The organism is Lysobacter sp. KIS68-7 (genome assembly GCF_021284745.1).
Lineage (GTDB): Bacteria > Pseudomonadota > Gammaproteobacteria > Xanthomonadales > Xanthomonadaceae > Noviluteimonas.
The window spans coordinates 2477587-2501024 of record NZ_CP089925.1 but is presented as its reverse complement, the minus strand read 5'-3'; the positions used below and the strand labels follow the sequence as shown (position 1 = coordinate 2501024).

Here is a 23438-nt window from a genome sequence, read left to right as displayed (position 1 = left end):
CTCTGGATTCGTAGGCAGCGCCGCGGTCGCGGCCATCCTCGACGGCCCCACGGTTGCGGCCGCGGCGCTGCCGCCACTTCAGGGACTGCAATGACACGGATGTCGATTTGCTGCGCGGTGGGATTGGCGGGCGTACTCGCCGCCGGGCCTGCGGCGGCCGGTGAGCTGTTCCGATGCGTGGCGGCCGATGGCGGTGTGTCCTGGCAGGACGCGCCGTGCGCCGACGGGAGCCGGCTGTCGCGGGCGGTGCCCATTCGGGTGGACGCCGCACCGGACCCGGTGAAGCCAGCCAAGCGTGGATCCATCCGGAAGCCCGTGGCGTCGTCGCGAACCAAGTCGACAACAACGGGCCGGCGCCATGGCATTGATTCGCGTGGCCAGCGCCGGCTCGAATGCGAAGCCGCGCGCAAGGAGCGACAGACGGCGCTGGATCGATTGGGGTTGAAGCGCACGTTCGCGCAGCTGCGGTCGCTGGACGATCAGGTCAGCGAAGCCTGCAAAGGCCTGTAGCGCCTCAGCCTTGGCCTAGGGAAGGGTCAAGGAGAAGGGTCTCCTTGACCTATAGGAAAGTGCGCATAATGCATCCAAGGCGACATCCGGCGCGAGCCGGAAAACACGGGAAATTCCCTAGAAAAGCGCCAATTGTCACGCCCGAGCAGTTCGCCACAGAACGCAAAAAATCGGGCTTTACCCGGGAGCAGGCCGCCGAATTTCTCGGCGTCAGCTTGCGCACCATCGGGCATTGGGAGACGGGCAAGGCGCGGCCAGCGTGGGCTGCGTTCAAGCTCCTGCGCGTGACCCGGAACGGGGATCTCAACGATCCCCGCTGGGAGGGCTATTCGCTCGTTCGCGGGCGTCTGGTGACGCCTGAGAACCACGCCTTCGAACCGCACGACCTGACGTGGCTGTCGCTGCTGGTGCGCCGCGCAGAGGCGTTTACGGAGTTGCGTCGCAAGCTGGAGGAAGGCGAGGGCGCGGCCTGCGCTGCGCGCGAGCGCAGCGTTGCCCGCGCCCCTGCCGTCGCTCCCAGCGCATCGGCATTTCCGTACATGCAACTGCGCCAATGGACCACCGTCGGGACAATCTTTCCGCGCGTCCGGGACTTTTCCCCGGTTACGACCGGTGAAAAGGGTCAGGCGGGGCGGGCGATTGGCCCACGTAGTAACACGGGCCAAAAGGGGGAGGCGGCATGAACGAGCCTATCGAAAGCGGCGACCCGATCGAAGTCGCGAGCCGGGCACTCGAAGACCTCAAGCCATTCGCGCGAACGATCAACGCGCTGATCCGTTTTCGAATTCGCCAGTGGGACGGCCTCGAAGACCTCAACGCCCAACACAAGGACGCGGACGTGCGTGTGCTCGACGCATGGGTGCGAGAAGTCGCAAGGCAGGACGGTAAGCGAGGCCCAAAAGTGCCGCGCGCTCTGACCGAACCGATACCAGGACGAGGTGATTCGAAATGACACGCCAGGTTGAAACTTGGGCCGCCGCGACGGCCGATCGTTATCCGACTCTCGCCTCGACCATCTTCATCGACGGCGACTCTTTCCTCGCGCTGGCCATGAAGGCCTATCTCGCTGCCGGCCACAAAATGGTGCCTCCGAACGGCGGACGCTGGCTCGTGGAGGACGACCCTTGGGGCAACGCCCGCGACTTCTTCGAGGCACTCACGTTCCAGATCGCCGAGCGCCTGCGCCTGCATGCGTTGCAGACGGGCCATCTCAGCGAGCGCCCATGGAGCGAGGACGAGGAACGCGAGCACGAGGACTTTCTGGAGGAGCTGGCGGGTGCAGGGCGGAGCCCTGCGGTGACCGCTCTTGTTCCTGCTGACCGCTTTGCCGAGGCTCGCGCCCGTGGCCAAAGGGCCGCCCGAAGGGCCTAGTAGAATCGGTCAAGCTCAGTGTCCGCTTTCGACCCATAGCGGACACTCGACTTGTTGTCCGAACCGCAGGTTGCATAAGCTCAAGTCGGCGCAGCTATGAAGTCAGGCGTACATGGGAACAATTTCGAATCTGATGGAGCGGTTCTCCAGAATTAGATCAAAGCCCGAGGTTGTCTCCGTGGCAGCCACTGCCTTTGGGTTCACTGTCGGCGGAAACGTTGTCGCCTGGCAGGCCGTTACAGAGATATGGGGCTTCAAAACCGACCTGATCACTACGGACGAGGCTTTTTTGGAGTTCTCATTTGGCGGCCAAGCAATTGTGGTTGGAGAAGATCAGCCCGGTTTCACTCTGTTGGAGTCGGCCATGGTTGCTGCCTTTCCGTCGACGGCCGGCTGGCGCCAAACTGTGCTGCAGCCTGCGTTCGCGCCATGCCGCACGCTGCTTTTCCGCCGGGTCTAGCAAATCGAAAATGTCCGCTTCTGGCCGAAAGCGGACACTCAGGGCAGGCGCTTAGCTGGCCTTTTTTTGGGCCCCGAAAGGCAGGATTTGCCATTCGGGGCGAGGTGGGGCATGGTCAAACGGCCCAACAGGGCCACTGGGAGGATACGTAAGTGCGCATAATGCATCTTACGTACAATGCTCATGCGCGTCGGTCTCCTAGTCGTGGTCGACGTTTGCAAGCATCGGGGCGACCGGCAAAGTCTGCCTCGATGCACCTGAAAAAGCGGGTTCTTCAGACGGGGTTCCGCGCCCCGTTTGAAGGCCCGTCAGCGCGGGTCCAACCGCTGGAACAGCGCCGCCATCCTTGGCGGCATATCGCAGGGGCTCCGCCCCTGCACCCGGAGTTTCATCCAACCCCAGCTCCGACACGTGCATCTGCCCGTAGGGCTTGCTGTTCGCCCATGCCAGGTAGCGCGCGTGGTCCGCCTCCACGCTAAAGCCTGCCATCGACGCCTCGTAACGCACCCGCAGGCCAAAGAAGTCGATCAGCGTGTCCATGAAGATTTCGGGGTCGGACCAATCCTGCGGATGCGGCTCGCCAATCGGCGCAGTCGCATCGCCCACGGCGCGGTAGTACGCAGCGAGCGCATGCCGCACCAGGTCATCCGGCCCAACGGGAAGACGGAACGCAGGCTGGCGCTTCATGCGTCACCCCCGACCGTCAGCAGTGCTCTGGATGGCAGTGCTTCGCTTTGCGTCCGCTGCCGCACGGACACGCGTCGTTGCGCCCAACCTTCGCCGCAGTACGCGTTGTTGATGCCGGAATGCTCCTCTGCGGCATCACTGCAGCTACCGTTGTCGGCGTGTGCGATTTCAGTTGCCGTGCCATGTACGGCACGAAGTTGCGCAGCGCCAGGATCATGTAGGAGTTGAAACTGATCCCCATGGCCTGCGCTTGTGCCTGTGCTTCTTCCATCAGATCCATGGGCAGCCGAAGGTTGAATTTCTGGACGGGAGTCTTGGGTGTGTTCATGGCCCCATTGTGGCCCCATGTTGGGGCCACGCACAACCCCTGCAAACCGCTCTGTTGAGCCATTTCCATAATCCGCGTCCGACTTGTTGAAGTAATAGACAAGCCCAAGGGCCGGCTTCGCCGGCCCGGCAGAGCCGGCGCGGGAGGTCGGCCACGTCACCACGAGGGGCGTCCCGGCCACGGCCGACGCGGCTGCCGCCGCGTTCGACCTCAGGCCGTCGCGCTCCCGCAGGAGGTCGGAGAACGCCTTGGCGCGGCGGACCAGCAGGGACAGCCATGCCAGGTCGCCGGGGTGGAACTCGTGCTCCTCGGGCGTAACCAGCTTGCCGCGGATGACACGAAAGCCCTTCCACGCGGCGTCGGGTAGCTCGCCCTGTCGAATCATGCGCAGCAGCTTGAAGGCGGAGAAGGCGACACGCGCCCTCCCCGTTTCCCAGTTGCCGATCGTTCGAAGGCTCACCCCGAGAAGTGCCGCTGCACTCTCGCGTGACATGCCGGTGGCGAGGCGTTCGCGCTCGAATTGCTCCGACGTAATGCGAACTGGCCTGCGGGGTTGTTTCGCCAGGTAGCCGGCGCGTGCCGACCCCCGGGAATGCATCTTACGGCCTAGGAGATATCCTAGGGCGACAGCCCCGGGCCCAGCTTGATCTGGATCAGAGCCGATCCCCGCGCGGTTTCGCAGGATGCCGGCCATGCAGAAACCCCTCGCCGTTGTTCGTGACACACCTTCGGAACCCACCGCATCCGGCGCGCCGTCCGATGCGCTGGGCCGCGAAGCACTGGATGCCTGCTTCCTCGGGCCGTACGGCGAAAACGACGCGCTGCTCGAACGCCTCGTCGTCGAGTTCCTGCGCGACCACGTGTACTGGCGCCGCAATTTCCACCCCGAAGATCCGCCGGCCATCCCGACGCGTGCCGCCCAGCAGCCGGGCTACCAGGCCTTCGAAGCCCGAATGCGGCGCGAACTCCATGCCTTGTCGGCATCCCTGAAGAAGTCGGTGCCGTTCCACAGCCCGCGCTACATCGGGCACATGGCGTCCGATCTCCTGCTGCCTGGCCTGGCCGCGCAGTGGCTCACGCTGCCGTACAACCCCAACAACGTCAGCGAGGACGCTGCGCCCGTCACCGTGGAACTGGAGATCCGCGCCGGGCTGCAGCTGGCCCGCATGCTCGGCTATCCGGACGATCCCGCCCGCAAGGACTGTGCTTTCGGGCACCTGACGTCGGGCGGCACGGTGGCCAACTACCAGGCGTTGCGGCTAGCGCTCGCGTTGAAGGCATTCCCGGTGGCGCTGCGTGCCGCGGGCGTGCGCGACATCGACGTGCCCGACAGCGATTCGGCCGCGTTCAACCTCGGGCGCAGCGACACGCTGGCCTTGCTGGACCGCTGGCATGCGTGGCTGGCGACGCAACACGCCGACCAGCGCCGCGCCTGGCAAACACGCGTGCGCAACGAGCGCATCGAAACCCGCGGCCTGGTCGGATTCTTTGCCCGACATCCCGCTTTGTCGCCCCCGCGCGTGCTCGCACCGGTCACTGCGCACTATTCATGGAGCAAGGGCCTGAAACTGCTGGGCCTGGGACGCGACCAACTCACGCTGCTGCCCGAACACGGCATGCGACTGGATGCCGACGCATTGCAGCACGTGCTCGAGGACTGCCTGCGCGAACGCCAGTCCGTCCTGATGGTCGTGGGTGTCTTGGGCACCACGGAATACGGCACGGTCGATCCCATCGATCGCATCGTGGCTGCGCGCGATGGCATGCATGCGCGTGGACTCGGATTCGACGTGCACGTCGATGCTGCGTGGGGCGGATATCTCGCCACGCTCTTCCGCAATGCCGATGGCTCGCTGCGTTCTCGGGATGAAGTGGCCACCGGTTTCGCACGCTTTCCGCAGCCCGAAGTCCATGCCGCCTTTGCTGCGCTCGGCGACACCGATTCGGTCACCGTCGATCCGCACAAGCTCGGGTACCTGCCCTACGGCGCCGGCGCGTTCGTCTGCCGCGATCATCGTGCGATGGCACTGCTCGCCGAGGAAGCGGATTACGTCTTTGACGGCGAAGGCGCCTCCGATTACATGGCCCGCTTCCGCCGCCTCGGCCAATACGTGCTCGAAGGTTCGAAATCCGGCGCATCGGCGGCGGCCGTGTATGTCACGCATCGCGTGCTGCCGCTCGACCACGCGCATTTCGGACAGCTTCCGAAACAGACCGTGCTCGCGGCCGAAGCTTTCCATGCGCGCGCGGAGCGCTTTGCGCGCGAACTCGCCGATGTCGTGCATGCCAGCGTGCCGTTCCAGCCTGACAGCAACCTGGTCTGCCTGGCCCTGAATCCGGCCGGCAATCGCGATGTCGCACGCGCCAACGCGTTCGTGCGTCGACTGCACGAAGACCTGCGTTGCGATCCGCATCGCCCCTTGCAGGTGAAGGAGTTTTTCGGCTCGATGACGACGCTGCGTCCGGAAGCACTGGGCCTGGTGGAATTGCACCGCATGGCGGCACGCCTGCAACTCGACCCGGCCACGTTCGACGGCGACGCCGACCGCCTGGTGATCCTGCGCCACACATTGATGAATCCCTACCTGATCGATCGCGAAAACGACATCAGCTACATCGACCGCTACTTCGACTACCTCGCCGCGCGGGTGCGCCAGAGCGCGGCCCCCTCCCCCGCCCCCACGGAGTGAACGCCATGAACAAAGCGACTTCCCTTCTCTTCGCGCTTGCGCTGCTCGGCGCCGCGCCGTTCGCGCATGCCTCGCCGAAGTGCACGCTGAAGCTGACCGGCGACGACAAGATGCAGTTCGACCTCAAGACCGCCACCGTGTCCGCGTCGTGCCCGAAGATCAGCGTGGAACTCACGCACATCGGCAAGATGCCCGCCACGGCGATGGGCCATGACGTCGTCATCAGCCTCACATCCGACATGAACGCGATCGTCGCCGCTGCCGCAAAAGCCGGTGCCGCCGGCGGTTACCAGGACAAGGGCGATGCGAAGGTCATCGCGGCGACGAAAGTCGTCGGCGGTGGCGAGTCGACAAAAACCTCATTCGCCGGCAGCAAGCTCAAGGTCGGTGGCGACTACACCTTTTTCTGCACGTTCCCGGGACACTCGGCGATCATGAAAGGCACGCTCGTCGTCGAAAAATGAATCGACGCGCGCGGACCCACATCCCGATTTCGTTTCGAACGTGAAAAAGTGGTTGACGCTTCCCGGAACCGCCCCTAGACTTGCGGGCTTTCCAGCAGTGGGGCCATAGCTCAGCTGGGAGAGCGCCTGCATGGCATGCAGGAGGTCGCCGGTTCGATCCCGGCTGGCTCCACCAATAAAACGCAAGCTGGAAACCGCTACTGTCCCCATCGTCTAGAGGCCTAGGACATTACCCTTTCACGGTAGCGACCGGGGTTCGAATCCCCGTGGGGACGCCAAACAAAACAGAACGGGCTGCCGAAAGGTGGCCCGTTTTGTTTTTGTCGTTCCGCCCTGCGAATCAGGCCGCGATCGGCGCTTCCGTTTCGCTGCCCACCGGCACCGGCACCAGCGTTGCGACGCCATGCCCCTGCTCCGCCAGGTACTGCAGCCACTTGCCCAGGAACGTGTTCATGCGCAGGCGATGGCCCACGACTTCCGCCGGCGGCGGATACATGCCGATGACATCCTGCCAGCGACGCCCGACGTAACAGTGCGTGGCTTCTACCTGCCGCGCGTCGCGATACAGGCGCACGTGTGCGGAGGGATCGAGCTCGCCGGTCACCGGATCGGCCATCGCGTAGCTCAATCGCAATTCCACTGTGTAGGCGTGGCGTTCGACGACATCCAGGATGACGTCCAATCCGTCGCCGACGCAGGAAACGTAACGGCCGACGGCGAGATCCTGCGGTTCGAACAGGCGCACGAGGCGCACATGGTTTTCCGCGTACAGCCCCATGAGCCAGCCGAAGCGGCTCAATTTCGGGATGCGCGCAGCGCGTGTCACTGCCTTGCTCATGGCCCGATCCTACACGGCAAGATGCATGGGCGGCAGCATTGACGCGCCCCGACAAGGGGCATAACGTGATTGCTCCCACAGGCGCGAAATTCCACACCCGCGCTTCACGCCGTCAGAACATTTCCCGGTGGATCCCCAGCGTCGTCAGCACCTTGCTGGCGATCTCCTCGATCGACGTGTGCGTGGTGCTCAGCGTCGTCAGGCGTTCGTTGCGGAAAATGTGTTCGGCTTGCGCAACCTCGCGCTTGCACGTGTCCAGTTGCGCGTAGCGCGAATTCGGCCGGCGCTCCTGGCGGATCTGGTGCAGGCGGATCGGATCGATCGTCAGCCCGAACAACTTGTGGCGATGCGGCCGCAGCTTCGCAGGCAGGCGATCGGCTTCCAGATCTTCTTCGGTCAACGGGTAGTTCGCCGCGCAGATGCCGTAGTGCAGCGCGAGGTACACGCACGTGGGCGTCTTGCCCGCGCGCGACACGCCGACGAGGATGATCTCCGCGTCGTCGAAATCCATGCTGATGCCGTCGTCGTGCGTCAGCGCGTAGTTCATCGCGTTGATGCGGCGGTGGTAGGCCTCGAAGTCGACCATGCCGTGCGCCTGGCCCACGCGCAGCTTGCGCGTCTCGCCGAGTTCGCGTTCGAGCGGCTCGATGAAGGGCGCGAAGATGTCGAGCATCAGGCCCCCGCCCTCGGCCAGGATGCGGTAGAGCTCGTTGTCCACGCACGAGTTGACGACGATCGGGCGCACCCCGGCGGCCTCCCCTGCCTCCCGGATGCGCTGGGCGGCCTCGCGCGCCTTCTCCGCCGTATCCACGAAGGGGATGCGGTCGGTGGTGAAGCGCGTGTCGCCGAACTGCGTCAGGAGGCTGTGGCCGATGGTCTCGGCGGTGATGCCGGTGCCGTCGGAAACGTAGAAGACCGGGCGCGTCGGGGTCATGTGGAGGCAACGGCTGTGCGGGGCCTGTAAAATACCGCGCTTCGCGGCCGGCGCCCGCCGTTGCCGCTTCCCCCAGAGCCTTTCGAGGCCTTTCGAGCATGGAGCCCCCGCCTTGAGCGCCAACATCCTGTGGCTGCACGACCTGCGACTGACCGACCTTGCGCAGGTGGGCGGCAAGAACTCCTCGCTCGGCGAGATGATCGGCAACCTGGCCCGGCTCGGCGTCTCCGTCCCGGGCGGCTACGCGACCACGGCCGACGCCTTCAAGGCCTTCATCGCGCACAACAACCTGCACCAGCGCATCTTCGACAAGCTCGCCACCCTCGATGTCGAGGACGTCCCTGCCCTCACCAAGGCCGGCGGCGAGATCCGCGGCTGGGTGATCGACGCGCCGCTGCAGCCCGACCTGGACCAGGACATCCGCACGGCCTACGCGAAGCTCTGCGCGGAAAACGGCGGCGGTGACGTCGCGGTCGCCGTGCGCTCCTCCGCGACCGCCGAAGACTTGCCCGACGCCAGCTTCGCCGGTCAGCAGGAGACCTTCCTCAATGTCACCGGTGCCGACGACGTCGTGCACAAGGTCAAGGAAGTCTTCGCCTCCCTCTACAACGACCGCGCGATCGCCTACCGCGTGCACCACGGCTTCAAGCACGAGGACGTGTTCCTCTCCGCCGGCGTGCAGCTGATGGTGCGTTCGGACGTCGGTGCCTCGGGCGTGCTGTTCACGCTCGACACCGAATCCGGTTTCCGCGACGTCGTGTTCATCACCGCCAGCTACGGCCTCGGCGAGAACGTCGTGCAGGGCGCGGTGAATCCGGACGAGTTCTACGTCTTCAAGCCCACGCTCAAGCAGGGCAAACCCGCGATCCTGCGCCGCTCGCTCGGCGCCAAGCAGATCCGCATGGTGTATTCGAACGTGCCGGGCGAACGCGTCCGCAACGAGGACACGCCGGCGAACCTGCGCAACACCTTCTCGATCAGCGACGAGGACGTGCATGAACTCGCACGCCAGGCGCTGACGATCGAACAACACTACGGCCGCCCGATGGACATCGAGTGGGCGAAGGACGGCGTGAGCGGCAAGCTCTTCATCGTGCAGGCGCGTCCGGAAACGGTGAAGTCGCGCGGCCATGCCACGCAGATCGAGCGCTTCACGCTGGGCCATCGCGGCGACGTCGTGTGCGAAGGCCGCGCCATCGGCCAGAAGATCGGCGCGGGCGTGGCGCGCGTCGTGCGCTCGCTCGAAGACATGCATCGCGTGCAGCCGGGCGACGTGCTCGTCGCCGACATGACCGACCCCGACTGGGAGCCGGTGATGAAGCGCGCCGCGGCCATCGTCACCAATCGTGGCGGCCGCACCTGCCATGCCGCGATCATCGCGCGCGAACTCGGCGTGCCGGCCGTGGTGGGCACGGGCAATGCGCTGGACGAAATCAAGGACGGCAGCCCGGTCACCGTCAGCTGCGCCGAAGGCGACACCGGCTTCATTTACGCCGGCACGCTGCCCTTCGAGCGCACGACGACGGACCTGGCGAACATGCCGCCCGCGCCGCTGAAGATCATGATGAACGTGGCCAACCCGGACCGGGCCTTCGACTTCGGCATGCTGCCGAACGCCGGCATCGGCTTGGCACGCCTGGAAATGATCATCGCCTCGCACATCGGCGTGCATCCCAAGGCGCTGCTGGAGTACGACAAGCAGGACGCCGCGACGAAGAAGAAGATCGACGAGAAGATGGCCGGCTACGCGAGCCCCGTCGACTTCTACGTCGACCGCCTCGCCGAAGGCATCGCGACGATCACCGCGTCGGTGGCGCCGCATCCGGTGATCGTGCGCCTGTCGGACTTCAAGTCCAACGAATACGCCAACCTCGTCGGCGGCAGCCGTTACGAGCCGCACGAAGAGAATCCGATGATCGGCTTCCGCGGTGCGAGCCGTTACGTCGATCCGTCCTTCAAGGAAGCCTTCGCGCTCGAATGCCGTGCCGTGCTGAAGGTGCGCGAGACGATGGGCCTGACGAACTGCTGGGTGATGATCCCGTTCGTGCGCACGCTCGATGAAGGCCGCAAGGTGCTCGAGGTGCTGAAGGAAAACGGCCTGCAACAGGGCAAGGATGGCTTGAAGGTCATCATGATGTGCGAGGTCCCCTCGAACGCCCTGATGGCGGACGAATTCCTCGACCTGTTCGACGGCTTCTCCATCGGTTCCAACGACCTCACGCAGCTCACGCTCGGCCTGGACCGCGATTCGGCGATCGTCGCCGGCCTGTTCGACGAACGCGACCCGGCGGTGAAGAAGATGCTGTCGATGGCCATCCAGGCCGCGCGCGCCAAGGGCAAGTACGTCGGCATCTGCGGCCAGGGCCCGAGCGACCACCCGGACCTCGCGCTGTGGTTGATGGAACAGGGCATCGAGTCGGTGTCGCTGAATCCGGACACCGTGGTCGATACCTGGCTGCAATTGGCGAAGGCGAAGGGCTGATCCGACAAACGCGGGGCGCTCAACCGACGATCCGGTTGCGCCCCGCCCGCTTCGCTTCGTACAACAGCTGGTCGGCGCGGCTGACCAGCTTTTCGTGGTGCGACAGGCCCGTTCGTTCGCACACGCCGCCGCTCACCGTCATGCGCCAGCCCGGCGCGAACGCATCGCAGTTCATGTGTTCGATCGCCTGGCGCGCCGCTTCGCAGCGCACGCGCGCCTGGTCGACCGTCGCCAGCGGGAACAGCACCGCGAACTCCTCGCCCCCCCAGCGCGCCAGCATCGCATCGTCCTCGAGCACGCTGGCCAGCACGCGCGCGACTTCGCGCAAGGCTTCATCGCCCGCCGCGTGCGAGTACTCGTCGTTGATGCGCTTGAAGTGGTCGATGTCCAGCAGCGCGAAGCTCAGCGGCTGCTGCATGCGCGTGGCGATGTCGAAGGATTGCGCGAGGCGTTCGTCGAGGCTGCGGCGGTTCTGCACGCCCGTGAGCGCGTCTTCTCGCGCCTGGCGTTCGAAGGCTTCCGACTTGTCCTGCAACTGGCGCAGCAGGCGCGTCTTCTCCTCGTCGGCGACGAGCAGGCGTGTGGTCTGTTCGCGCAGGTCGCGCGTGCGCTGGTCCACCACGGTTTCCAATTCCATCGCGCGCAGGCGCAGGCTGCGCGTGCGCCAACGGACGAACGCGTAGACCAGCAGCGCCGTCGCCACCGCGCACAACCCCGCAAACCATGCGTGTTGCCAGAAGCGCGGCTGGATCTCGATGTCGAGCGTGGTGGTGTCCGGGTTCCACCCCTGCCCCAGCCCGGGCGCAGACGACGAGACGAGGAATCGATACTTGCCGGGCCCCAGGTTCGTGTACTGCGCGATGCGTTGGTTGCCTCGTTCCACCCACGTGTCGTCGACGCCGAGCAGCCGATAGCGGTAGCGCAGCAGGCGCGGCGTCTGGAAGTTCAGGCCGGCGAAACGGAACTCCAGCTTGCGCGTGCCCGGGGGCAACACGAGCCGACCCTGCGACGCGCCGCGATCCTCGATGGCGCGTTCGTCCGCGAGCACCTGTTCGATCACGACCGGCGACAAGGCCCGGCGATAGCTGTGCAGCACGGTGGGATCCACCATGCCCGCGCCGCGTGCCGTCGCCACCCAGACGCGACCGCGCGCATCGCGGATCGCCGCGGGCCCGGAGCCGCCGTTGCACTGGCTGCTCGCCAGGCCATCGGCTTCGCCGAACTGATCGGGATTGAGCGTGCGCTGGCGACCGTCGAGCACCGCTTCCACGTCCTGGCGCGCCACGCGCAGCACGCCGCGGTTGGAGGTGAGCCAAAGGCTGCCCGCGTGGTCGTCGACGACCTGGAACAAGGTGTCGACCGGCAGGCCCTGCGCAAGCCCGAGCGCCACCATGCGGCCGTTGCGATAGCGCACCAAGCCGCGGTCGGTCGCGATCCACACCGTGCCGTCGCTGTCTTCGTGGAAATCGAACACGTCCTGCGCATCGTTCATCCGATGCAGGTCGATGGGCGCCACGCGCCCGTCGACGATGCGCGCCGCGCCGTTCGCCGTGCCCACCCACACCGCGCCGTCGCGCGCGACATGCAAGGCGAGGATGAAATCGCGCGGCAGTCCTTCGGCGGCGCCGAACCTGCGGAAGGCGCCGTCGCGCATCTGGACAAGTCCGCGCGACGTGCCGATCCACAACGCGCCGTCGGCGCCGTGCGCGAGCGCGCGCACCTGGTTGCCCGGCAGGCCGTCGGTCGTGTCGTGGTGCTCCACCACCTTGCCATCGCGCAAGCGCAACAAACCGCCGACATACGTGCCGACCCACAGGCTGTCGTCGTCGTTCACCAACAGGCTGAGGATCGAATCGCCCGGCAGGCCGTGGGCACTGTCGTACACGTCGATGACCTTGCCGTCGCGCCAGCGATTGAGCCCGCGGCTCGTGCCGATCCACACACTGCCGTCGCGTCCTTCCGCGAGGGCGCGCACGTAGTCGTCGCTCAGCCCTTGCTCGGTGTTGAACGTGGTGAACGGCGCGTCGCGCAGGCGCAGCAAGCCCGCATTGGTGCCGGCCCACAGGCTGCCTTCGCGATCGACGAACAAGGCCGCGACGCGATTGTTCGGCAGGCCTTTCTCGCTGCTCAGCGCATCCACGCCGTTGTCGTCCAGGCGCAACAGGCCATGGTTGACGGTGCCGACCCACAACTCGCCCGCCGCGTCGCGCGCCAGGCTCGGCACGCCGTCGGAAGGCAACAAGGTGGAGACGATCCCGAAGCGCTCGCCCACGCGATGGAACAGGCCGCGTTCGGTGCCGGCGAACAACTCGCCATTCGCCGTCTGTTCGAGATGGAAGATCGGCGCGTCCGGCAGTCCGCTGCCCTGGTCGTAGGTCGTGATGCGATCGCCGTCGAAGCGCACGACGCCTGATGCGGTCGCGAGCCACACCTGGTCATCGCGCGACCGCACCAGGCTGAAGGTGATGTTCGAAGGAATACGCGGTTGCGTGAACTGCGCGCGCCGGCCATCCGGATCCAGGCGCGTGACGCCGGCGCTTTCGGTGGCGACCCACAGGCGGCCGCGCGCGTCGAGCACCGCGTCCATGATCTCGTCCTGCGCCAGGCCCTCGCTCCGGCCATAGGTGCGCCAGCGACCGTTGCGCAATACGCTCACGCCGCCGCGCGAGGTCCCGACCACCAGCGCACCATCCGGCGCGACGCGGATCGAGCGCACGCCGTTGTCGCGCAGCGCCGGTGTGTTGCTGCGGTCGAAGACGTGGAATTCCAGGCCGTTGTAGCGGACCAGCCCTTCCCACGTGCCGAACCACAGGTACCCATCGGGCGTCTGTGCGATCGCATTGACCTGGTTGTGCGGCAGGCCCTCGCGCGTGGTCCAGGTTTCGCGGAAGTACGCGTTGACCGGCTTGCCTTGCGCAAACGCGGGCGTCGCGAGGTTCTGCAGGAACAACAGCATCGACGCCGCGGCGAAAATCCACGGACGGGCGGATCGAGTGGTTCCCCGTGCGCCCTGCGCTGCCAGCCCCTACCCCGTCGGCAGGCCCGCCAGGGGGCCCATGTGCTTTCGATAGTAGGCCAACTCGGCGATGGAATCGCGCACGTCGCTCAGGGCCGTATGGGCCGCCTGCTTGCGCAGGCCGTTGAGGATCGTGGGCGACCAGCGGCGGGACAGCTCCTTGATCGTGCTGACGTCGAGGTTGCGGTAGTGGAAGTGCTTCTCGAGCGCCGGCATCAGCCGGTGCAGGAAGCGCCGGTCCTGGCAGATGGAATTGCCGCACATGGGCGAGGCATTGGCCGGCACCCATTCGGAGAGGAACGCCAGCGTGCGCGCCTCGGCCGACTCCATGGAAACGCGGCTTTCGAGCACCCGCTGCCACAGCCCGGACTTGCGGTGCTGCGTGCGGTTCCACTCGTCCATCGACTCCAGGGCCGAGAGCGGATGCGCGATCGCAAGTTCGGGGCCTTCGGCCAGGACCTCCAGGTTGGAGTCCGTCACGATGGTCGCGATTTCGAGGATCGAGTCGCGGGCCGTGTCCAGGCCCGTCATTTCCAGGTCGATCCAGATCAAGCGGCCTTCACTTTCCATGTGTTTCGCCATCGGTCTCGCGGTGCCTGTAGGGACGGCGCATCATAGCCCAGCCTTTTCCCCGCCTTGCCGAGGTCCGGTTTGTTCCAGTCCGCGCTCGCCCATTACGCGATCCTGACCGCCATGCTCGCCCCCGCCCTGCTCATGGCGGCCACGGCCTCCCTGCTGACTTCGGCCAATGCACGGCTGGCGCGCGTGGTGGACCGGCTGCGGGCGCTGATCGTGAGCTGGGAATTCGATGCGCCCGACCGTGCCGAGCGCGACGACCAGATCGAACGGCACCGCCGCCGCGCGCACCTGGTGCTGCGCGCCTGCCAACTGCTCTATGGCGCGCTGGGTGCCTTCGTGGGCACGAGTCTGGGGCTGGCGGTGGATGCCTTCATCGGCTTTCGCCTCGGCTTCGTGCCGACGGCGCTGGCGATCGTGGGCGTATTGATGTTGCTGGCCGCGAGCGTCGTGATGGGCAGCGAAGTGAGCCTGTCGGTGCGCAGCTTCGATCTGGAGATGGACCAGGAGATGCGCCGCAAGCGCAACTGATCAGAGCGCGGGCTTGCCGCGTTTCTTGCGAAAGTAATTGGTGAGGCGCGTGCCCGCTTCGACGGCGAGCACGCCGCCGATCACTTCGACGCGATGGTTGTGCCGCGGATCGGCGAGCAGGTCGAACACACTGCCCGCCGCGCCCGTCTTCGGATCGCTCGCGCCGAACACCACGCGCGCCACGCGCGCATGCACCATCGCCATCGCGCACATCGCGCAGGGTTCCAGCGTCACGTAGAGCGTGCTGCCCAGCAGGCGGTGGTTGCCGACGCGTGCGCCGGCTTGTCGCAGCGCCACGATCTCCGCGTGTGCGGAAGGATCGCGCTCGGTGATGTTGCGGTTCCAGCCTTCGCCGATCACTTCGCCATCGGCGGACACCAGCAGCGCGCCAACCGGGATTTCATCGTCCTCGTGCTCCGCGCGCTCGGCGAGTGCGAGCGCGCGTTGCATCCAGGCGACGTCGGCGTCGGTGGCGGCCGCTCCGGTCATCAGGCGACGCCGAGCTTCCCGCGCTCGCCGCTGCGAGGCGCCGCGAGCTCTTCGGGGCTGACGAACTCGCCGAGGTCGGCGGCTTCGAAGAAGGGGCGGATTTCGATCTCGCCCTTGCCGCTCGTGGGGGAACGCTTCGCCCATGCCAGGGCCTCGTCCATGTCCTTGACCTCCCAGATCGAGAAGCCGGCGATCAACTCGCGCGATTCGGCAAACGGGCCGTCGGTGACGATCTGCTCGGCGCCGTCGTACGCGATGCACCTGGCGTCGGCGCCCCACTTCAGGCCCGCACCGGCCACGAAGACGCCGGCCTGGACAAGCTCCTCGTTGAAGCGGTCCATCGCCTCGAAGGCTTCCAGCGCTTCGGGCGTGGGCGGCGCGGTCATGTCGATGTCTTCGGTGATTTTCGCGAACACCATGACTCTCATCGTCTGTCTCCTCTTCGAGCAGGCCCCATTGGCCTTCTCATTGGACGACGAATGAGCGCAGGTCAAATCGACATCGTGCGGCTACCGTTCGTCGGACGGCGGCCGCCCTACTCCCACTCGATCGTCGCCGGCGGCTTGCCGCTGATGTCGTAGACCACGCGCGAAACGCCGCGCAGTTCGTTGATGATGCGGTTGGACACCATGCCGAGGAACTCGTGCGGCAGGTGCGCCCAGTGCGCCGTCATGAAGTCGATGGTTTCCACCGCGCGCAGCGCGATGACCCATTCGTACGCACGCGCATCGCCCACCACGCCCACCGACTTCACCGGCAGGAACACGGCGAAGGCCTGGCTCACCTTGTCGTACAGGTTCGCCTTGCGCAGTTCGTCGATGAAGATGTGGTCGGCCTTCGCGAGCAGCTCCGCGTACTCCGGCTTCACTTCACCCAGGATGCGCACGCCCAGGCCGGGGCCCGGGAACGGATGGCGATAGACCATCGCGTGCGGCAGGCCGAGTTCGACACCCAGGCGACGCACTTCGTCCTTGAACAGTTCGCGCAACGGTTCGACCAGGCCGAGCTTCATGTGCTCCGGCAGGCCGCCCACGTTGTGGTGCGACTTGATGACGTGCGCCTTGCCGGTCTTGCTGCCGGCCGACTCGATCACGTCGGGATAGATGGTGCCCTGCGCGAGCCACTTGGCGTTGCGCAGCTTGGCCGACTCTTCGTCGAAGATGTCGACGAACAGGTTGCCGATGATCTTGCGCTTGGCTTCCGGGTCCTGGACGCCGGCGAGCTTGGCGAAGTAGCGATCGGCCGCATCCACGCGCACGACTTTGACGCCCATGTGCTGGGCGAACATCGCCATCACCTGGTCGCCTTCCTCGAAGCGCAGCAGGCCGGTGTCGACGAACACGCAGGTCAGCTGTTCGCCGATGGCCCTGTGCAGCAGCGCGGCGACCACGGAGGAATCCACGCCGCCGGACAGGCCCAGGATCACTTCGTCCGAACCGACCTGCGCGCGCACGCGCGCGACCAGGTCGTCGATGATGTTGGCCGCGTTCCACAGCGTCGCGCAGCCGCAGATGTCGACGACGAAGCGGCGCAGCAGCGCCTGCCCCTGCTTGGTGTGCGTGACTTCGGGATGGAACTGCACGCCGTACCAGCGGCGCGCTTCGTCGGCCATCGCGGCGACGGGGATGCGATCGGTGCGCGCGGTGACGATGAAGTTCGGCGGCGCGGTGGCGACATGGTCGCCGTGGCTCATCCACACGTCCAGGCGCGGCGGTGCGCCCGGATGGTCCTTCAGGCCTTCGAACAGCGAATCGTGCGCAATGACTTCCACCGTCGCGTGGCCGAACTCGCGCTGGTCCGCGGCTTCGGTGGAGCCACCGAGCTGCGCAGCCATCGTCTGCATGCCGTAGCAGATGCCGAGCAGCGGCAGGCCGCTGTCCCAGACTTCCTGCGGTGCGCGCGGCGCGCCCGGCAGCGTCGTGGATTCCGGGCCACCGGAGAGGATGATGCCCTTCGCGCCGAACTTCGCGATTTCCGCCGGGTCGTGGTCCCACGCCCAGATTTCGCAGTAGACGCCGAGTTCGCGGATGCGACGCGCGATGAGCTGCGTGTACTGCGCGCCGAAGTCGAGGATGAGGATCTTGTCGCGATGGATGTCGTGGGTCATTGGGTCACGAGGCGCGGTAGTTCGGCGGTTCCTTGGTGATCTGCACGTCGTGCACGTGCGACTCGCGCGTGCCGGCGGCGGTCACCTTCACGAAGGACGGCTTCACGCGCATCTCTTCGATCGTCGCGCAGCCGACGTAGCCCATCGTCGCGCGCAGGCCGCCCGCGAGTTGGTGCACCACGCCGCTGAGCGGGCCGCGGTACGGCACGCGGCCTTCGATGCCTTCGGGGACGAGCTTGTCGGCGTCGCTCGCGTCCTGGAAGTAGCGGTCCTTCGACCCCTTCTCCATCGCGCCGAGGGAGCCCATGCCGCGGTAGCTCTTGTAGCTGCGGCCCTGGAACAGTTCGGTTTCGCCCGGCGATTCCTCGGTGCCGGCGAACAGACCGCCGATCATCACGCTCGACGCGCCGGCGACGATCGCCTTGCCGATGTCGCCCGAGTAGCGGATGCCGCCGTCGGCGATCAGCGGAATTCGATCCTGCAATGCTTCGGCGACCATGTCGATCGCGGTGACCTGCGGCACGCCGACACCGGCGACAATGCGCGTGGTGCAGATCGAACCGGGCCCGACGCCGACCTTCACCGCGTCGGCACCGGCGTCCATCAGCGCGAGCGCTGCATCGCCGGTGACGATGTTGCCGCCGATGACGTCGAGCTTCGGGAAGCGCTTCTTCGCCCATGCCACGCGATCGAGCACGCCCTGCGAATGGCCGTGCGCGGTGTCGACGATGATCACGTCCACGCCCGCGGCGACGAGCGCTTCGATGCGTTGTTCGGTATCGCCGCCGACGCCGACCGCCGCGCCGACGAGCAGGCGTTCGCTCGGGTCGTAGGCGGCGTTCGGATTGTCCTGCTTCTTCTGGATGTCCTTGACGGTGATCAGGCCGCGCAAGGCGAATTCGTCGTTGACCACCAGCACCTTTTCGATGCGGTGCTTGTGCAGCAGTTGCAGCACTTCGTCATCGCTGGCGCCTTCGCGCACGGTGATGAGGCGATCCTTCTTGGTCATGATGTGGCGGACCGGATCGTCGAGCTTCTTCTCGAAGCGCATGTCGCGCCCGGTGACGATGCCGACCAGCTGGCCGCCGTCGACGACCGGAACACCGGAGATGTTGCGTGCGCGCGTGAGGCGCAGCACTTCGCCGATCGTCGCGTCGGGCCCGACGGTGAAGGGCTCCTTGATGACGCCGGCTTCGAAGGTCTTCACCCGCGCGACTTCCGCCGCCTGGCGACCGACCGACATGTTCTTGTGCAGGATGCCGATGCCGCCGAGTTGCGCCATGGTGACTGCGAGGCGTGCTTCGGTGACGGTGTCCATGGCGGCGGACACGATCGGGAGGTTCAGGCGCAGGTTGCGCGTGAGGCGCGTGGCGAGCGAGACGTCTTTGGGAAGGACGACGGAGTGCGCGGGGACGAGCGAGACGTCGTCGTAGGTGAGCGCTTCGGCCTGGATGCGGAGCATTGGGCTACCCGTTTGCGGGAAGCGCGTAATGATAACCCGGATCAGCCGCCGTCCGATGCCTCTGCCGCCTCCAGAGTGTTCTGCATGAGTGTCGCAACGGTCATCGGCCCGACCCCGCCGGGGACCGGCGTGATCCAGCTGGCTCGCTGCGCAGCCGCTTCGAAGCCCACGTCGCCGACCAAGCGCCCGTCTTCGAGGCGATTGATGCCCACGTCGATGACCACGGCGCCCGGCTTCACCCAGTCGCCGGGGATCAGGCCCGGGCGGCCGACGGCGACGACGAGGATGTCGGCGCCCTGCACCGCGGCCTTCAGGACCTCCGGCGGGGTGAACTTGTGGCAGCAGGTGGTGGTGCAGCCGGCGATGAGCAGCTCCAGCGCCATCGGGCGGCCGACGTGGTTGGAGACCCCCACGATCGTCGCGCTCGCGCCGCGCACGGGGCGGTCGGTATAGGCCAGCAGGGTCGTGATGCCGCGCGGCGTGCAGGGCCGCAGGCCGAACTGACGCAGCGCCAGGTGGCCGACGTTCTCGGGGTGGAAGCCGTCGACGTCCTTGCGGGGGTCGATGCGATGGATCAGCTCGGTGGCGTCGCGCCGGTCCGGCAAGGGCAGCTGGAGCAGGATGCCGTGCACCTCGGGATCGGCGTTGAGGCGGTCCACGAGGGCGAGCAGCTCGGCGTCGGAGGTATCGGCCGGCAGGTCGTAGTCGATGGCCCGGATGCCCACCTTTTCCGCCGCGCGCCGTTTGTTCCGGACATACACCGCGGAGGCCGGATCGTTGCCGACCAGCACCACCGCCAGCCCCGGACGCGGCTTGCCGGCGGCCACCCGGGCCGCGACCCGCCCGGCGAGCGTCTCGAGGAGGTCCTCCGAGATGCGCTTGCCATCGAGGATGCGGGCTGCTGATGCGGTCGTCATGCGAGGGCCACCGGATCTGTGCTGGAGTGCGGCTGCGCATTATTGCCGACCCGTTGTAGCCTCGCGACATCGAATTTGGAATCGCCCCATGTCGACAGAGGATTTCGAAACCACCCAGATCGAGGCCGCGGCCTTCCGCCGCCTCATCGCCCACCTCGTGCACGAGCGGCCCGAGGTGCAGAACATCGACCTGATGATCACGGCCGGTTTCTGCCGCAACTGCCTGGCCGACTGGTACCGTGAAGCCGCCGAACAGCGCGGCATCGGCATGACGAAGGACGAAGCGCGCGAAGCCATCTACGGCGAGCCCTTCGCCCGCTGGAAGGAAAAACACCAACGCGACGCGACCGCCGAACAACTCGCGGCCTTCGAAGCCGCGCAACGCAAGGGAGTGCAGCCATGAAGAAGAAGTTGCTCGTCGCCGCGCTCGTGGCCACGCCCGTGCTCACCTACGCCGGCGTGTGCGGCTGGATGTACGCCAAGCAGCGCGACATGCTCTACCTGCCGCAGGAAACCAAGGCCGACGCGAAGCAGACGGACTTCGGCATCGCGCGCAACGGCGTGATGCTCAACGGCTGGCTGGTGAACATCGGACAGCCGGGCGCCGTGCTGTATTTCGGCGGCAATTCCGAGCGCATCGAGGATCGTCGCGAAGACTTCGCGAAGTGGTTCCCGAACAGCAGCACCTACCTCGTTCCCTACCGTGGCTACGGCGCAAGCGAAGGTACGCCGACGCAGGCGGACATCCTCGAAGACGCGCTCGCCGTGTTCGACCAGGTGCAGGCGCGGCAACCGCACGCGCGCATCGTGGTGATCGGACGCAGCCTGGGCAGCGCGGTGGCGAGCTATGTCGCATCGAAGCGGCCCGTCGCCAAGCTCGTGCTGGTCACGCCGTTCGACAGCATGGCCAATGTCGCGCAGGCGCATTACCCGTGGCTGCCCGTGAAGTGGATCCTGCAGGATCGCTACGACCAGGCCGACTATCTCGCGAAGTACCAGGGCCCGCTGCTGATCGTGCGCGCCGGTCGCGACGATGTCGTGCCCGCATCGAGCACCGACCAGCTCATCGCATCGCTCCCGCACGCGCCGCAGGTGTTGAACCTGCCGCGCGCGGACCATTCGACGGTGGCCACCGATCGCACCTATGCGAAGACGTTGTCGACGTTCGTCGGTTCGGCGGTCGCGCTGCCGTGATCAACCACGGCGAATGCCCGAAGTGCGGCAAGCGCGTGTTGCACGTGCGCATCGAAAGCGCCGTGGCCACGGTCGACGATCAGACCAAGGGGCGTTGCCTGACCTTCTCGTGCATCCACTGCAACGTCGTGCTCGGCGTGCAGGTGGATCCGCGCCAGAAGCCCCGGCCGAAGCACCGCGCGCCGGACGCCTGAGTCAGGGCGTCGTCGGCACGGCGGGCTGCACGAGCGGTTCGGCCGACGGCGTGACCGGGCAACGCTTCATGCCGGGCGGCATCGGCAGCGAGCAGGCCGTGCAGCACGGCACGCCCTGCGGCGCGGGCGCCGCGGCCTTCGGCTCGAGCTTGAGCAGCGCCACCCAATCCTGGCGATTGAACGTGCACCCAGCGTCGTCGCCGGGTTGGCACAGGAAGGATTCGCCCTTGCGGGGAAGCTGCCAGATCGTGCCGCTCTTGTTGACGTGCAGCGTGCGCAGCGTGACGCCCTGCAGCACGTTGCCGCCGATGGTGTACATGCGGCCATCGCCCGCGGCGTTCACGTCGACGACGATGTCGCAATGCATCGCCAGGCCACCACCGCCCTTCGCGATGTAATTGCGGATACCCGACGCGCCCATCGGCGCCGACAAGCCGCGCGTGAAGCACAGCAGGTCGCCCACGGCCGGTGCTTCGGTGTCGGGATCGGCGAAGCGCAGCGGCGAAAAGCCGTCATTGCGAAGCGCCTGCCGAACGAAATCGATGTGGCTCGCCGCCGGAGCAAACCCCGGGATGCCGGCGCGCAGGTAGGCATACGACACGAACACCGCCGACCAGGGCGTATCCACGACGAACGCGCGACATTCGGCCGACGTGGGCCATGCATCCGGTGCGTTGCAATCGGTCGCGCCCGGCCGCGCGGACATCGAGGGCAACAGGCCGCTCCCCTGCCAGTACTGGACGACGCGCCGCCACGCAGGCGTCTGCTGGTCGGCCAGGCGCGCGCTCTCCGCCTCGCCGATGGAGATGCTGGCCAGGCGACCCTTGTCGTCGAGGAAGGGCGAGAACCACAGCCGCGATTCGGCGCAGGCCGCAGCGGCGACGCGTTGGCCCCAGGTGGTGGCGGGTGGCGCGGCTGCATCGCAGGGTCCGGCCGCATGCGCCGTGCCCCATCCGGCGAATGCGAGCAACAACAGTACTGCTTGCCAATGCGTTACAACGACACGATCCATGTCGACCCCCTTCCCTCTCGGGGCCGATCAGCCCCCGGCGCAGAACCTCGCATAATCGATGTAACCGGGAAAATCACGCCCGGGCGGACACACCGGGCATTCGGGATCGGGCGACAGCCGCGTTTCGCGGAAACGCAGGCCCATCGCGTCGATGTGCAGCAAGCGGCCGCGCAGGCTTTCTCCGACGCCGAGCACGAGCTTGAGGACCTCGGTGGCCTGCAGCAGCCCCACGATGCCGGGCACCACGCCGAGCACGCCGGCTTCCGCACAATTAGGGGCGGCTTCCGGCGGCGGCGGTTCCGGGAACAGGCAGCGATAGCAAGGCGCCGAGCCGCGGTGGCGGCCCGCATCGAACACGCTCGCCTGTCCTTCGAACCGATGCACCGCGCCATAGACCAGCGGCTTGCCGAGCTTCACGCAGGCATCGTTGAGCAGGTAGCGCACGGGGAAGTTGTCGGCGCCGTCGACGACCACATCGACGCCTTCGAGCAGGCGCTCGACGTTCTCCGAGGTCACGCGTTCTTCGACGGTCTCGATGCGCGTGCGCGGATTGAGCGCGGACAGCGCGGCGTGCGCGGAGGCGACCTTCGGCATGCCGATGCGCGCATCGGTGTGCAGGATCTGGCGTTGCAGGTTGCTGCGCTCCACGACATCGTCGTCGGCGATGCGCAGCGTGCCGATGCCCGCCGCCGCGAGGTAATACGCCACCGGCGAACCGAGCCCACCGGCGCCGATCACCAGCACCGTTGCCGCTTCGAGTTGCTTCTGCCCGGCCAGTCCGACTTCGGGGAGGCGCAGGTGGCGCGAATAGCGTTCGCTGAAATCTTCGTCGAGCTGCGGCGCATCCATCGGCAGGCCCGCGTCCGACCAGGCCATCGTGCCGCCGACCACGGATGCGACGTTGCGATAGCCGCGCGCGCGCAGCGCTTCGGCCGCGAACTGCGAGCGGCGCCCGCTCTGGCAGATCAGCAGGACTTCGGCTTCGCGATCGGGGATGTGCGTGTCCGCATCGGCTTCCAGGTCCGCGCGCGCGATGCCGCGTGCGCCCTGCGCCATGCCGAGTGCGCGTTCGTGCGCGTCGCGGACGTCGATCAACTGCGCGCCGGCGCGTTGCCGTGCGAGCGCTTCGGTGGGGGTGCGTTCGTGCGTGGACATGCGGGGATTATCGCTTGGGCC

Annotated in this window: 25 protein-coding genes and 2 tRNA genes; 14 read left to right on the top strand and 13 right to left on the bottom strand. The window is 66.7% G+C overall.

What is annotated here, in order from left to right:
* Positions 1–90 precede the first annotated feature (90 nt).
* From LVB87_RS12250 to LVB87_RS12230, 5 genes are all read left to right on the top strand, one after another.
* Positions 91–510 carry a DUF4124 domain-containing protein gene (locus LVB87_RS12250; RefSeq protein ID WP_232898238.1) on the top strand — a complete coding sequence of 140 codons (420 nt, stop codon included), beginning with the start codon at positions 91–93 and terminating at the stop codon, positions 508–510.
* A gap of 68 nt (positions 511–578) precedes the next feature.
* Positions 579–1193, top strand: coding sequence for a VC1465 family Xer recombination activation factor (locus tag LVB87_RS12245; RefSeq protein ID WP_232898237.1), 615 nt, complete (start codon positions 579–581; stop codon positions 1191–1193).
* Positions 1190–1462 carry a hypothetical protein gene (locus LVB87_RS12240; protein WP_232898236.1) on the top strand — a complete coding sequence of 91 codons (273 nt, stop codon included), beginning with the start codon at positions 1190–1192 and terminating at the stop codon, positions 1460–1462. The genes LVB87_RS12245 and LVB87_RS12240 overlap by 4 nt, the downstream gene beginning before the upstream one ends.
* Positions 1459–1881, top strand: a complete 423-nt coding sequence (locus LVB87_RS12235; protein WP_232898235.1) for a hypothetical protein — start codon at positions 1459–1461, stop codon at positions 1879–1881. The genes LVB87_RS12240 and LVB87_RS12235 overlap by 4 nt, the downstream gene beginning before the upstream one ends.
* A 178-nt stretch (positions 1882–2059) precedes the next feature.
* On the top strand, positions 2060–2341 hold the full coding sequence (locus tag LVB87_RS12230; protein ID WP_232898234.1) for a hypothetical protein: 282 nt from the start codon (positions 2060–2062) through the stop codon (positions 2339–2341).
* 198 nt (positions 2342–2539) lie between these two features.
* Here the strand turns inward: LVB87_RS12230 and LVB87_RS12225 are convergent, their stop codons facing one another.
* Both LVB87_RS12225 and LVB87_RS12220 read right to left on the bottom strand, forming a co-directional pair.
* Complete coding sequence (locus tag LVB87_RS12225; RefSeq protein ID WP_232898233.1) at positions 2540–3028, bottom strand: hypothetical protein; 489 nt, start codon at positions 3026–3028, stop codon at positions 2540–2542.
* A 16-nt stretch (positions 3029–3044) separates the two neighbouring features.
* Positions 3045–3356 (bottom strand): SEC-C metal-binding domain-containing protein, encoded by a 312-nt coding sequence (locus tag LVB87_RS12220; protein ID WP_232898232.1) that lies wholly within the window; start codon positions 3354–3356, stop codon positions 3045–3047.
* Between the two features lie 692 nt (positions 3357–4048).
* Here LVB87_RS12220 and LVB87_RS12215 point away from each other — a divergent pair.
* From LVB87_RS12215 to LVB87_RS12200, 4 genes are all read left to right on the top strand, one after another.
* Positions 4049–6046: a pyridoxal-dependent decarboxylase gene (locus LVB87_RS12215; protein ID WP_232898231.1), complete on the top strand. Its 1998-nt coding sequence runs from the start codon at positions 4049–4051 to the stop codon at positions 6044–6046.
* A 5-nt stretch (positions 6047–6051) separates the two neighbouring features.
* Positions 6052–6510 (top strand): azurin, encoded by a 459-nt coding sequence (gene azu / locus LVB87_RS12210; protein ID WP_232898230.1) that lies wholly within the window; start codon positions 6052–6054, stop codon positions 6508–6510.
* A 99-nt stretch (positions 6511–6609) separates the two neighbouring features.
* Positions 6610–6685: transfer RNA gene (locus tag LVB87_RS12205), tRNA-Ala, on the top strand.
* Positions 6686–6712: 27 nt separating this feature from the next.
* Positions 6713–6788: transfer RNA gene (locus LVB87_RS12200), tRNA-Glu, on the top strand.
* Between the two features lie 62 nt (positions 6789–6850).
* Here the strand turns inward: LVB87_RS12200 and LVB87_RS12195 are convergent.
* Together LVB87_RS12195 and LVB87_RS12190 are read right to left on the bottom strand one after the other, a co-directional pair.
* Positions 6851–7348, bottom strand: coding sequence for a DUF1249 domain-containing protein (locus LVB87_RS12195; protein WP_232898229.1), 498 nt, complete (start codon positions 7346–7348; stop codon positions 6851–6853).
* Positions 7349–7460: 112 nt separating this feature from the next.
* The gene (locus LVB87_RS12190) at positions 7461–8282 is read right to left on the bottom strand and encodes a pyruvate, water dikinase regulatory protein (protein WP_232898228.1); all 822 of its coding nucleotides are present in this window, start codon (positions 8280–8282) and stop codon (positions 7461–7463) included.
* Between the two features lie 112 nt (positions 8283–8394).
* Between LVB87_RS12190 and ppsA the strand changes: the two genes are divergently transcribed.
* On the top strand, positions 8395–10764 hold the full coding sequence (gene ppsA, locus LVB87_RS12185) for a phosphoenolpyruvate synthase (RefSeq protein WP_232898227.1): 2370 nt from the start codon (positions 8395–8397) through the stop codon (positions 10762–10764).
* Between the two features lie 19 nt (positions 10765–10783).
* On the opposite strand, the gene LVB87_RS12180 is transcribed toward ppsA, so the two are convergent.
* Both LVB87_RS12180 and orn read right to left on the bottom strand, forming a co-directional pair.
* Positions 10784–13720: a ligand-binding sensor domain-containing diguanylate cyclase gene (locus LVB87_RS12180; protein ID WP_232898226.1), complete on the bottom strand. Its 2937-nt coding sequence runs from the start codon at positions 13718–13720 to the stop codon at positions 10784–10786.
* A gap of 69 nt (positions 13721–13789) precedes the next feature.
* The gene (gene orn / locus LVB87_RS12175; protein ID WP_232898225.1) at positions 13790–14362 is read right to left on the bottom strand and encodes an oligoribonuclease; all 573 of its coding nucleotides are present in this window, start codon (positions 14360–14362) and stop codon (positions 13790–13792) included.
* Positions 14363–14431: 69 nt separating this feature from the next.
* Between orn and LVB87_RS12170 the strand changes: the two genes are divergently transcribed.
* Complete coding sequence (locus tag LVB87_RS12170; RefSeq protein ID WP_232898224.1) at positions 14432–14887, top strand: DUF2721 domain-containing protein; 456 nt, start codon at positions 14432–14434, stop codon at positions 14885–14887.
* On the opposite strand, the gene tadA is transcribed toward LVB87_RS12170, so the two are convergent.
* The 5 genes from tadA to folD all read right to left on the bottom strand — a co-directional run bounded on the left by tadA (position 14888) and on the right by folD (position 19862).
* On the bottom strand, positions 14888–15376 hold the full coding sequence (gene tadA / locus LVB87_RS12165; protein ID WP_232898223.1) for a tRNA adenosine(34) deaminase TadA: 489 nt from the start codon (positions 15374–15376) through the stop codon (positions 14888–14890).
* The gene (locus tag LVB87_RS12160) at positions 15376–15795 is read right to left on the bottom strand and encodes a YciI family protein (RefSeq protein ID WP_232898222.1); all 420 of its coding nucleotides are present in this window, start codon (positions 15793–15795) and stop codon (positions 15376–15378) included. Before LVB87_RS12160 ends, tadA begins: the two co-directional genes overlap by 1 nt.
* A gap of 116 nt (positions 15796–15911) precedes the next feature.
* Complete coding sequence (gene guaA / locus LVB87_RS12155; RefSeq protein ID WP_232898221.1) at positions 15912–17483, bottom strand: glutamine-hydrolyzing GMP synthase; 1572 nt, start codon at positions 17481–17483, stop codon at positions 15912–15914.
* A 4-nt stretch (positions 17484–17487) separates the two neighbouring features.
* Positions 17488–18945 (bottom strand): IMP dehydrogenase, encoded by a 1458-nt coding sequence (gene guaB / locus LVB87_RS12150; protein WP_232898220.1) that lies wholly within the window; start codon positions 18943–18945, stop codon positions 17488–17490.
* Positions 18946–18986: 41 nt separating this feature from the next.
* Positions 18987–19862: a bifunctional methylenetetrahydrofolate dehydrogenase/methenyltetrahydrofolate cyclohydrolase FolD gene (folD, locus tag LVB87_RS12145; protein WP_232898219.1), complete on the bottom strand. Its 876-nt coding sequence runs from the start codon at positions 19860–19862 to the stop codon at positions 18987–18989.
* An 88-nt stretch (positions 19863–19950) separates the two neighbouring features.
* Between folD and LVB87_RS12140 the strand changes: the two genes are divergently transcribed.
* Genes LVB87_RS12140 through LVB87_RS12130 form a run of 3 tightly spaced genes read left to right on the top strand, consistent with a single transcriptional unit; the run spans position 19951 to position 21250 of the window.
* On the top strand, positions 19951–20265 hold the full coding sequence (locus tag LVB87_RS12140; protein WP_232898218.1) for a DUF1244 domain-containing protein: 315 nt from the start codon (positions 19951–19953) through the stop codon (positions 20263–20265).
* Positions 20262–21056 carry an alpha/beta fold hydrolase gene (locus LVB87_RS12135; RefSeq protein ID WP_232898217.1) on the top strand — a complete coding sequence of 265 codons (795 nt, stop codon included), beginning with the start codon at positions 20262–20264 and terminating at the stop codon, positions 21054–21056. The genes LVB87_RS12140 and LVB87_RS12135 overlap by 4 nt, the downstream gene beginning before the upstream one ends.
* Positions 21053–21250 (top strand): hypothetical protein, encoded by a 198-nt coding sequence (locus tag LVB87_RS12130; RefSeq protein ID WP_232898216.1) that lies wholly within the window; start codon positions 21053–21055, stop codon positions 21248–21250. The genes LVB87_RS12135 and LVB87_RS12130 overlap by 4 nt, the downstream gene beginning before the upstream one ends.
* A gap of 1 nt (position 21251) precedes the next feature.
* On the opposite strand, the gene LVB87_RS12125 is transcribed toward LVB87_RS12130, so the two are convergent.
* Positions 21252–22262: a DUF2272 domain-containing protein gene (locus LVB87_RS12125; RefSeq protein ID WP_232898215.1), complete on the bottom strand. Its 1011-nt coding sequence runs from the start codon at positions 22260–22262 to the stop codon at positions 21252–21254.
* A gap of 27 nt (positions 22263–22289) precedes the next feature.
* Entirely contained in the window at positions 22290–23417 is a 1128-nt protein-coding gene (gene moeB / locus LVB87_RS12120; protein WP_232898214.1) for a molybdopterin-synthase adenylyltransferase MoeB, read from the bottom strand.
* Positions 23418–23438 lie beyond the last annotated feature (21 nt).